General features: G+C 41.4%; 10 protein-coding genes. 4 read left to right on the forward strand and 6 right to left on the reverse strand.

Annotated features, from left to right (window positions below; genetic code table 11):
* Positions 1-113: 113 nt before the first annotated feature.
* The 4 genes from ACTJJD_RS17835 to ACTJJD_RS17850 form a co-directional block, all read right to left on the reverse strand.
* Complete coding sequence (locus ACTJJD_RS17835) at positions 114-638, reverse strand: CbrC family protein (protein ID WP_138278895.1); 525 nt, start codon at positions 636-638, stop codon at positions 114-116.
* Between the two features lie 133 nt (positions 639-771).
* Positions 772-2,304: a glycine betaine transporter OpuD gene (opuD, locus tag ACTJJD_RS17840; RefSeq protein ID WP_017358333.1), complete on the reverse strand. Its 1,533-nt coding sequence runs from the start codon at positions 2,302-2,304 to the stop codon at positions 772-774.
* 140 nt (positions 2,305-2,444) lie between these two features.
* Complete coding sequence (locus ACTJJD_RS17845) at positions 2,445-2,642, reverse strand: hypothetical protein (RefSeq protein ID WP_008343027.1); 198 nt, start codon at positions 2,640-2,642, stop codon at positions 2,445-2,447.
* Positions 2,639-3,910: an NAD(P)/FAD-dependent oxidoreductase gene (locus ACTJJD_RS17850; RefSeq protein ID WP_048002545.1), complete on the reverse strand. Its 1,272-nt coding sequence runs from the start codon at positions 3,908-3,910 to the stop codon at positions 2,639-2,641. The genes ACTJJD_RS17845 and ACTJJD_RS17850 overlap by 4 nt, the downstream gene beginning before the upstream one ends.
* 175 nt (positions 3,911-4,085) lie before the next feature.
* On the opposite strand from ACTJJD_RS17850, the gene ACTJJD_RS17855 reads away from it, so the two are divergent.
* Together ACTJJD_RS17855 and ACTJJD_RS17860 are read left to right on the forward strand one after the other, a co-directional pair.
* On the forward strand, positions 4,086-5,708 hold the full coding sequence (locus tag ACTJJD_RS17855) for a putative polysaccharide biosynthesis protein (RefSeq protein ID WP_440608716.1): 1,623 nt from the start codon (positions 4,086-4,088) through the stop codon (positions 5,706-5,708).
* Between the two features lie 16 nt (positions 5,709-5,724).
* A complete protein-coding gene (locus ACTJJD_RS17860; RefSeq protein WP_440608717.1) occupies positions 5,725-6,441 on the forward strand; it encodes a pseudouridine synthase in 717 nt (238 codons plus the stop codon).
* A 121-nt stretch (positions 6,442-6,562) separates the two neighbouring features.
* Here ACTJJD_RS17860 and ACTJJD_RS17865 read toward each other — a convergent pair whose 3' ends face one another.
* Together ACTJJD_RS17865 and ACTJJD_RS17870 are read right to left on the reverse strand one after the other, a co-directional pair.
* On the reverse strand, positions 6,563-6,784 hold the full coding sequence (locus ACTJJD_RS17865) for a DeoR family transcriptional regulator (protein ID WP_008356419.1): 222 nt from the start codon (positions 6,782-6,784) through the stop codon (positions 6,563-6,565).
* 369 nt (positions 6,785-7,153) lie between these two features.
* Complete coding sequence (locus ACTJJD_RS17870; protein ID WP_440608718.1) at positions 7,154-8,452, reverse strand: NCS2 family permease; 1,299 nt, start codon at positions 8,450-8,452, stop codon at positions 7,154-7,156.
* A gap of 94 nt (positions 8,453-8,546) precedes the next feature.
* Here ACTJJD_RS17870 and pepV point away from each other — a divergent pair, with 94 nt between their 5' ends.
* Entirely contained in the window at positions 8,547-9,947 is a 1,401-nt protein-coding gene (pepV, locus tag ACTJJD_RS17875) for a dipeptidase PepV (RefSeq protein WP_440608719.1), read from the forward strand.
* Between the two features lie 27 nt (positions 9,948-9,974).
* A complete protein-coding gene (locus tag ACTJJD_RS17880) occupies positions 9,975-10,592 on the forward strand; it encodes a Type 1 glutamine amidotransferase-like domain-containing protein (protein WP_440608720.1) in 618 nt (205 codons plus the stop codon).
* Positions 10,593-10,722 lie beyond the last annotated feature (130 nt).

Here is a 10,722-nt window from a genome sequence, read left to right on the forward strand (position 1 = left end):
TCACGAATGTGAAATTCGCTCCGCGCCAGTACTCGTCCTTCCTAGGGCTGCAAAGGTTTTCTATCACGCTGAAAAGAAGAAAAAGGGCTAAAATAAAGGTCCTTTTGCCATGATCAACTAGCGTCAATATGTAAACGATGCTTTTTGCAGTGAACGCATTGAAAGAGATAGCCTTGCAAGTCTCCTCCATTCACGAGCCATTGTTTCAGGTTCTCTTTTGTGAAATGTCCACCACTGCAAATCTCTTCAATATCCTCTGAGAGTTCTTCCTCTAAATGCTCAATTTCTTTCCATCCAACATACTGCACAATCGCGCAAAAATCCCCGCAATGGCTTAACCAATATTCCTGCTGCCATCCGCGGTAACCCGGCGTTCTGTAGATCAGTTCATCTATATATTCTTCATGATCGACGTCATCACAACTCACATCGTCTTGAAACATTCCATTATATGTTTGAGCAGCTGATCCATCTTTAATGCACCAAGGACAAATGCCAGAAACGTCTTCAATAGAATAAAAAGGACCATGATATACATAATCTCGTTCTTTCTCACAAACGGGGCATATCGTCTGCTCTTTTTTAATTACATGTAATGAAACTGGGTCTGGGTTGTACTTGAACGTAGGTAACGTCATATAAACCTCCATTATGTAGAAAAGTGATGATTCAACACTATTTTATCGGAATACACAATGTCATGACAATCTTCAATTATTTCAACGAGAAAAAAAGCCGTTCGGATGAGGAACGACTTTTCTCTTGTGATGATTATGCTTTTTTTACTCTTGGACTTCTTGGTTTATTGTACTTATTTGCTTGTTTAATCGCTCTTCGTTCTTCATTTAATGATTTGTACAGGGACACAATCATTAAAATAATGACAACAGAGAACGGCAAAGCAGCAAGTTTGGCTGTGTTTTGCAAGGCTTCAAGACCGCCTGAAAATAAGAGCACTGCCGCAACTGCTGACTGGATAATACCCCAGCTGATCTTTACACTATTCGCTGGATTTAATGATCCATAGGTTGTCTGCATTCCGAGAACGAATGTAGCTGAGTCTGCTGATGTGATAAAGAATACCGCGATTAAAATAAGAGCTAGAATCGATGTGATCATTGCCAGCGGATATTCATTTAGTACACCAAAAAGCATGGTTTCCGTAGAAAGGCCTGCAACATCGACAATATTCTTTTGCTGTAAGTCCATCGCAGAAACACCGAAAATAGAGAACCAAAGAAATACAAGGATAGATGGAGCAACTAACACACCAACTAAAAACTCTCGAATGGTTCGTCCACGTGATACACGTGCAATAAAGATCCCGACAAATGGTGCCCAAGAGATCCACCATGCCCAATAAAAGATCGTCCATCCGTTAATCCATTCTCTCTTTTCAGGGTCATTTGGAGATAAGCGAAAGCTCATTTGAACGATGTTGGATAAGTATTGTCCAATAGAGTCAGTAAATGAATTTAAAATATAAACTGTTGGACCTACCAAAAGTAAGAAAAACATCAGAACAGCTGCTAATACCATGTTGATATTACTTAAATATTTAATCCCTTTACCAATACCGCTAAGAGCAGATGCAAGGAAGAGCACCGTCACAATGATGATAATAATCAATTGTGTGCTAAAGGCATTTGGAATGTTAAATAGATAATCCAATCCACCATTGATTTGTGCTGCGCCTAATCCTAAGCTCGTTGCAACACCAACAACTGTCGCAAACACAGCAATACAATCGATGGTTTTTCCGATCCATCCGTGCGTTTTATCTCCTAAAACTGGCTGCAGTGTTGCACTGATTAAGCCAGGCGCATCTTTTCTAAATTTAAAGTATGCAATGCAAAGCGCAACAATGGCATAGATCGCCCATGCATGAAGTCCCCAGTGGAAAAAAGTATAACGAAGGGAATCACGGAAGGCTTGTGCAGTTTCAGTGTCACCCGTTGGTGATTGAATCGCATAATGACTGATCGGTTCAGCTGCTCCGTAAAAAACAAGCCCAATACCCATTCCAGCACTAAATAGCATCGCAAACCAAGAAAAAAGACCAAATTCAGGCTCTTCACCTGGCTTTCCTAACGTAATTTTTCCGATAGGGCTAAAGATAAAGAATAGACAAAAGCCGACTAGAAGCGATACGACTAATAAATAATACCAGCCAAAGTCATTTGTAATGTATGTTTGAATTTGATCTGTCACATTTTGCAGTGATTCTGGAGAAAAGGCTCCCCATAGAACGGCAATAAATGTGATTGCAATCACAATCCAAAATACACTTGATACGTTTTTCACACCATCTCACTCTCCTGTTGTTCTACACGTTTAAGCAGAGGATTTTGTTTAATATCCCCTGTCTCAACTATTTTCAAACAAAAAGAGGCGAGTTTCTCACTCGACCTCTATTTTACCGTAACATGTTTTGCTTCCATTTATCAACCATCGATATGTGAAGATGACTTTTCTTCAATTCGTTTGCGCAGACGGTAGACATATTCTTTTAAACAAACAGCGAAAATCGTAAACGCTAAAATAATGGCGATTTTTAACGGGGTAATGGACAGCTTCATAAAGAAAGCGGCTGTCAAACTAATGACAACTGCAAGGACAATCGGAAGTGCGCGTCTAATCATTGAGATCTCTCCTTTACTTCTAGTGCGGCATTCATGCCAGCTAACCTGCCTGTCACAAGTGCTGACGTAATATTGTAACCGCCTGTGTAACCGTGAATATCTAAAATTTCTCCGCAGAAATAAAGACCGGCCATTTTTTTAGATGCCATTTTCTTCGGTTCAATTTCTTTGACAGAAACGCCGCCCCCTGTAACAAAGGCTTTATCTAAAGAAAGCGTCCCATTTGCATGGACGATGAAATGTTTACAATCATGCGCAAAAGCGCGGAGTTTCTCTTTAGCGAGACCAGAAAATGTCTCCTGCGGATCAATGCCATTTCGTTCTAAAAGGAACAATAAATAGCGCTCTTGCATCCAAGATTTCAGGACATTTTTAATGGCTTTTTTTGGTTCATCTTTTAGATCACGATGAAGCTTTTGGAATAGCTCCTCGTCATTGAGCTTTGGGTATAAATCAATTTGAAGACGGACGGCCTGTTGCTTTTTCAGTTCTTTCACAACAAAGCCGCTGCATCTCAGAACGGCAGGACCTGATAAGCCAAAGTGTGTAAAGATCATATCCATGACATGAGTGACGACGGGTTTTCCTTTTTTATTTAAAACACTCACGGCCACACTTCTTAATGAAAGACCTTGAAGCACTTTGTCCTTAATAAAACGCTCGTCTGACGTGACGGGTACTTCTGTTGGGAAGAGCTCTGTAATGGTATGGCCAGCGGCTTCTGCCCATGCATAGCCATCGCCAGTAGAGCCTGTATGAGGCACACTTTTCCCGCCAACAGCAATGACAACGGCATGACTTGAAATTTTTTCATCATTATTTGTAACAATTCCAGCTGCTTGTCCGTCTTGATACAGAACGGTTTTAATCTTTTCATTCGTTCGAATGGTCACATTGAGCACGCGAAGCCTATCTAATAGGGCATCCACAACAGATTGTGCTTTGTTTGAGACAGGGAACATACGTCCATGGTCTTCTTCTTTTAGTTCAATACCTAGATTTTCAAAGAACGAGATAATATCCTCGTTATTGAACTCAGAAAATGCACTATATAGAAAACGGCCGTTTCCGGGAATATGCTTGATAATTTCTTCTACTGGAAGGCGATTGGTCACATTGCAGCGTCCACCGCCAGAAATGGCGAGCTTTCTGCCAAGTTTGTTTCCTTTGTCAATTAACAGAACCGATGCACCGTGTTCTGCCGATGCAATCGCGGCCATCAGTCCAGAAGGTCCACCGCCAATGACAATGACATCATAATGTTTCATGTTACATTCCTCTTTCTACTTTCAGTCATTTCTCTATTATAACGAAGATTGGGGAAGGCTGAAATATGAATTGATTGGTTTTGTGACTTCTGTATTGGATTTGTTACCTGTGCGATGAAATGATGTGTTAAAATAGTTAAGTTGAATATTCATTAGAAAAATGGTGGTTAAGCGCATGTCTAATAAACTGCTTCGTGGTACGTTGGTTTTAACGATAGGGACTTATCTCTCTCGTATTCTTGGTATGATTTACTTAATTCCATTTAGCGCAATGGTCGGAGCGACTGGTGGTGCGCTATTCCAATATGGATACAATCAGTATACGATCTTTTTAAGTATTGCTACGCTCGGTTTTCCAACAGCGGTATCGAAATTCGTCTCTAAATATAATGCAATCGGCGATTATGAGACAACAAGAAAAATGTTCAGGGCGGGTATGTCGGTCATGCTTGTCACCGGTATTATCGCCTTTTCTATTTTATATTTGACCGCACCGATCTTTGCCAAGATTCAGCTTGGAGGATCGAATGAAACGGGCGGTTTGACGGTCGATCAAGTGGTTTATGTGATTCGGATGGTCAGTTTGGGTCTATTGGTTGTACCCATCATGAGTCTTGTGCGAGGCTTTTTCCAAGGGCACTCGATGATGGGCCCGACAGCTGTTTCTCAAGTCATCGAACAACTTGTCAGAATCATCTTCCTATTAACAGCGACGTTTATCATTTTAAAAGTGCTTGACGGCGGTCTTGTTATTGCGGTTGGTTATGCCACATTTGCCGCACTCATTGGTGCGTTTGGCGGTCTATTTACGCTTTATTTATATTGGCTGAAGCGGAAAGATCGGCTTTTGGCAATGCAGCCGAATACAGGGGACTATTCTGGATTATCTTATAAGCAAATGTTTACAGAGCTGTTCAGTTATGCAGCACCCTATGTGTTTGTTGGACTTGCCATTCCGATTTATTCTTATATTGATACAAATACAATTAACAGAGCGATGATTGCATCAGGACATCAGGATATTAGTACAGCGGTTCTGTCTATTGTGACGTTATATTTACCGAAGCTTGTCATGATTCCTGTGTCACTTGCAACTGCGTTTGGTTTAACATTGATTCCAACCATAACGGAATCCTTTACAGCGCGAAATTACAAGCTGCTGAATCGGCAAATTGATCAAACGATGCAGGTCATTTTATTCTTCGTTCTGCCTGCTTCATTTGGTATCTCGGCATTGGCTGGACCAGTTTATTGGTTTTTCTATCCGTCTGTGCATCCTGAGATTGGGACTTCTATTTTGTTTTGGTATGCACCTGTTGCGTTACTGTTTTCTTTATTCACCATTAACGCAGCGATTTTACAAGGGATTAACAAACAAAAATTTGCGATCGTCAGTCTTTTGTTAGGGATCATCATTAAAACGGTTCTTAATATCCCGCTGATTAGCTGGCTGCAAGGAAACGGTTCTGTGCTTGCAACGGCATTAGGCTACAGTGCCTCGATTTTGTATATGTTCATCATGATCAAGCGCCATGCAGGCTATTCGTTCCGCAGGATTTTCAAACGGTTTATTTTAATTGGTATTTTAACGGCAATCATGGCTGTAGTGGCTTATGTGACATGTCAGCTTGTGAATCAAGTCATTTCATATGAAGGCGGAATCATACAAGCTGGTATTGTTATTTTGATTTCAATGATCACTGGCGGCGGTGTGTATATGTTCTTATCTTATAAAGTTGGATTGTTAGAGCGTGTACTTGGCAGCCGGATGCCGTCATTTTTAAGAAAAAAGAGTTAAGAAGAGGTGGAGAAGCATGAGGCTTGATAAATTGCTGGCCAATACCGGCTTTGGTTCAAGGAAAGATGTAAAGAAGCTGGTCAAGGCCCGGGCCGTCACAGTGAATGGAGAAGTGGCGAAGCAGGTGAAAGATCATGTCGATCCAACAAATGATGAAGTGCTCGTGCATGGAGAGCGTGTAGAGTATAAAGAATTCATTTATCTCATGATGAACAAGCCAGATGGCGTCATTTCAGCAACGGAGGATCTGCGAGATGAGACGGTTGTCGATCTACTAGAGCCAGAGGATATTGCAAGGGAGCCATTCCCTGTGGGGAGACTGGATAAGGATACAGTCGGTCTCCTCCTCCTTACAAATGACGGCCAGCTTGCTCATCAATTGTTATCTCCGAAAAAGCATGTCCCGAAAACGTATGAAGTTCATCTAAAATACCCGCTTGGAGATCAAGACATCACTCGTCTTGAAGAGGGAGTTGTGATTTTAGACGACTACCAAACGAAGCCGGCGAAGGTTGAAGTAGATGCCAACCAAGAGGCAGATACACGAATCCGTTTAACGATTACTGAAGGGAAGTACCATCAAGTGAAGCTGATGGCACAAGCAGTGGACAATGAAGTGATCTTTTTAAAACGGCTCTCGATGGGAGCTGTTTCATTAGACGAAGATTTGGCCCCCGGAGAATACCGTGAATTGACGGAAGAAGAGTTAGACAGCTTAATCAATCGTGATTAATATAGAGCAAATGAAAAGAAGATAAGGGGCTAAAATCAAGTTCATTTTAGCCCTTTGTCAACAAAATGAAAAGAACCGGCGACCGCCGGTTCTTTTTGTTATATGGAAGTTCATTATTCGCTTATGATGATATTTTTACTTTTTTTCTCGTTGTTTCCCATTTGCCTCTGCTTGGACTATGAACAAGATCGTTATAGGCAAGCACGTTTAAGTCTCTTTGGATGGTTCTAGGTGTGATCCCGAATTCATCAACCAGCTCTTGTGTCGTCACAAGACCTTTCTCTTGAATGAACATATAAACTGATTTTATTCGAGTCATCATACGGTTTGTTGAAGGTTTCAAAAAACCACTCCCTATCAATAAGATCGGATGGACTTGACTAACCACAACTTACTACACTAAAACTGCGACATAAGGACATGCACCAATGGTAAATGTTCGTGTTTCTTAATGTTTTATTCTATTATACACGTTATTATGCATCTAGTTCCACCAAAAAGTCAACTTTACGTGTTTTTAAACTTGTCTTCATGAATGAAATTATGTTATATATCATGATTTGAATCCGGTTACAACCCAATAAACACAAGGCGTATAAAGAAGTTTACCACTTAAGAAAGATCAAAAAATAAACACAGAAAATTTACAAAATAAAAAATCATTCATACAAAAAAGACACATTCAAATGAGAAATGTGTCTTTTTATTTTGGCTATCCTTCTAAGAAAAAGAGCTGCAAGAAAAATAAGACGGCAAAAATGAGCACAAGAATATGCACTTCTTTCCATTTTCCTTTTGCCAGCTTCACAAGTGGATATGAAATAAATCCTAGTGAAATTCCTGTAGAGATGCTAGATGTCAGCGGCATGGAAAGAATCACAAGAAAAGCAGGAAATGCTTCGTCAAGCTCATTCCAGCGAATACGTGACACTGAATTCATCATCAAACAGCCGACAATGATTAAGACAGGTGAAGTGATGGACGGCAAAGACGAAATGGCTTGAACGAGTGGACCAAAAAACAAGGCCACAATAAACAATGTAGCAACGGTTAAAGAGGTCAGTCCAGTTCTTCCGCCAGCAGCAACTCCTGATGATGATTCAATGTAAGCTGTGGTTGGGCTTGTTCCAAACATTGAGCCAATTGTCGTCGCAGCAGAGTCAGCAAGTAAGGCTCTGCGTACTTTTGGGAGCTGACCATTTTTCATTAAACCTGCTTGTTCCGCAACCCCGATCATTGTTCCTGTTGTATCAAAAATCGTCACAAGTAAAAAGGAGAAGACAACAGCATACAAGTGATGGGAAAATACATCGCCAAACGCAGCGAATGGATTTGTAATCAGCATTCCTTCAGGCAGTGCTGGGGTATCCACTAGCACTTTAGGAAAATGAAGCTGACCTGTTACAAGTGCAATTAACGTGGTTGCTAACATGCCGATAAACAGCGCTCCATTCACTTGAAGAACCATTAATATGACAGAAATCATTAAACCAACGAATGTCAAAATGACAACAGGTGAGCTTAAATTGCCAAGCTTCACAAGGTTTTGTGGATCAGCAGTGATGATTCCAGACTGTCTTAGCCCAATGAATGCAATAAATAATCCGATACCCGCTGTAATCCCGTACTTTAAATTATCTGGAATCGCCTCAATGAGTTGTTTTCTAAGGGATGTTAACGATAAAATGATAAAGAGTATTCCAGCAACAAATACCGCACTAAATGCTGTTTGATAGCTGAGACCCCCACCACCGACAACAGTGACGGTGAAATAGACATTCAGCCCCATACCTGGTGCAATGGCAATCGGATAGTTTGCAAAGAGTGCCATCCAGAGGGTACCGACAACAGCAGCGATAATGGTTGCAGTAAAAACTTGGTCAAAAGGAATGCCTGCATCTGAAAGGATTCCTGGATTGACGGCTACAATATATACCATCGTAAAGAATGTCGTCATACCAGCGAGTAATTCTTTCTTTATGTTGGTTTGGTTCTCTTTTAACTGAAACATAAAATCCTCCATTTACGAACATTATTACAAAACACTTAATATAATATTCGTTTTAAGGGTGGATTGCAACCTTTTTTCAAGGAGGAATGGAAAAATGAATTGGGAAGCAGAAGTCATACGAAAAAAAGACAGTTTGATTCAGGATACACAATCTTTTTTACAAATTGAAAGTGTCTTGGATGAAGAAGGCGGCACAGCAGGAAAACCGTTCGGTGAAAAAGTGGATGAGGCTCTTCAGTATATGCTCAAAAAAGGGCAGGACGAGGGCTTCAAAGTGAAAAATGTTGATGGCTATGCCGGTCATATTGAATATGGAGAAGGCGAAGATATCGTCGGTGTGCTATGCCATGTGGATGTCGTGCCTGCGGGAGACGACTGGACAACCCCACCATTTTCAGCGGACATAAGAGAAAATAAAATCTTTGCAAGAGGAGCCATTGATGATAAAGGGCCGACCATGGCGGCGTTTTACGCATTGAAAATGTTAAAAGATGCCGGTCTACCGCTGTCGAAAAAGATTCGAATCATCATTGGCACAGATGAAGAAAGCGATTGGCGCTGCGTCGATCACTATTTCAAGCATGAGGCGATGCCGCAAATTGGCTTTGCACCAGATGCTGATTTTCCAATTATTCATGCTGAAAAAGGGATCATAGATGCCATCGTATCCTTTACATACGAACAATCAGAAGAAAACAAGCGTTACATCCTCAAGCAATTCACATCAGGCATGCGTCTCAATATGGTCCCAGATGAGGCTCGCGCAATTGTGGCAGCAGCAAACGATCACGATGCTGAAGCCTTAAAAATGGCTTTTGCAGCCTATCTTGCGGAAAATCAGTTAACCGGTGAGACAAACCATACAGCAGATGGACTTACATTCACATTAAAAGGTGTATCAGTTCATGCAATGGAGCCGGCGAATGGCACAAATGCGGGCATTCATATGGCGAATTTCTTATGTGCGCATGAATTAGATGAAAGAGGGCTCGCTTTTACATCACAAATTAATGCCTTATTTGATCAAGACACAAGAGGACAAAAACTCGGCATCGCTTGTAAAGATGATATTAGTGGTGACTTGACCTTGAATGTTGGCACAATCCGCTATTCGCAAAACGAAGAAGCGAAGCTTGGACTGAATGTCCGCTATCCCGTAACAGCGGACGGTGAGGAAGTCAAAAAAGGGATTGAACGAATAAAAGGGGCAGCGATTGAGAAATTTGATGACAGTCCGCCTCATCATGTCTCAAAAGACCATCCACTTGTGAAAACATTACAGCGTGTCTACGAAGAACAAACAGGAGATCCTGCCCATCTTATTGCGATTGGGGGAGGAACGTATGCAAGGTCATTAGAAGCAGGTGTTGCCTTTGGCCCTCTATTCCCTGGAAGACCTGATTGCGCACACCAAAAGGATGAATATATCGAAATCGATGATTTACTACGAGCAACTGCGCTATATGCACAAGCCATGTATGAATTGGCGAAATAAAAAAGGAAAGAGAAGAGGGGATTCACCGTGAAAAAAATGTTCTTATGCTCTTCATTCAAAGACAGCTATTCTCTCTTGTCTGACTTTGCAGGCGACACCTTAAAAGGAAAAAGTGTGACATTCATTCCGGTAGCCAGTGAAGTGGAAGAAGTCACGCACTATGTCGATGCAGCAAAAGAAGCCTTTCATCAATTAGAAATGCGTGTAGAGACTGTTCAGCTGACCGAGCAAACGGTTCAAGAGATCACACAGATCATTAGGAAGAATGATGTCATGTATGTATCTGGCGGCAATACCTTTTATTTGCTGCAAGAATTAAGAAAGCACGGGCTCGATCATGTATTGAAAGAAGAGATCGGCAAAGGCAAGCTGTATATCGGAGAATCTGCGGGGGGTATTATCATGGCGCCAAGCATTGAATACATCTCTCTGATGGATGATCAGGAGAAAGCGCTAGAATTATCTTCCTTTGAAGGATTCAATGAGATTAGCAGCTATCCAGTACCGCATATAAACAATCCTTATTTAGGTGAAGCCGCACAGCATATCATAGAGAAAGATCAAAATACGCTCTCTTTATGCCCGCTCACTGATGAACAAGTTTTACTTGTGACAGGCGAACAGACTGAGGTCAAGACGGTCTGAGTTGTTCCTTTCAGCGTGTAGACAAACCCTCGCATTCTTTGTCAGTCCTGCGCTCTGGTGCTCACGAATGTCAAATTCGCTCCGCGCCAGTACTCGTCCTTCCTAGGGCTGCAAAGGTTTTCTATCACGC

It is taken from the genome of Bacillus sp. 22446 (assembly GCF_052044955.1).
In the GTDB taxonomy this organism is placed as follows: Bacteria; Bacillota; Bacilli; order Bacillales; family Bacillaceae; genus Bacillus; species Bacillus altitudinis.